Source organism: Aeromonas sp. 25-248, from assembly GCF_053005425.1.
The window spans coordinates 1-324 of the sequence record NZ_JBRKTB010000034.1 but is presented as its reverse complement, the minus strand read 5'-3'; the positions used below and the strand labels follow the sequence as shown (position 1 = coordinate 324).

Below are 324 nucleotides of genomic sequence, written 5' to 3'. Positions count from 1 at the left end.
GGACACTTCGCAATGATTTTCGTAAAGGCGACGCCGAGCCTGCGAGGCTAGCGGCCTTTAGCGCTGTTCGTTGTTATTGCTAACTCTGAATCGGGTAGCTGCTTGCGCCGCTATTCACATCCCAACCCAACGAACGGGCTTCTCTCATCTGGTCTTTCGACCAAACAAGCACTGACGCTTTCGCATCAGGTCTTTGCTCTAACTAGTTTGAATCAAGGCAATCTGTGTGAACACTCAACAACGTCGGCATCTTAAGGTAAGGAGGTGATCCAACCCCAGGTTCCCCTAGGGTTACCTTGTTACGACTTCACCCCAGTCATGAAT

Annotated in this window: 1 rRNA gene; it reads right to left on the bottom strand. The window is 50.6% G+C overall.

From position 1 onward, the window contains the following. Positions 1-257: 257 nt before the first annotated feature. Positions 258-324 (bottom strand): 16S ribosomal RNA (locus ACVDHI_RS20755); the annotation flags it as partial.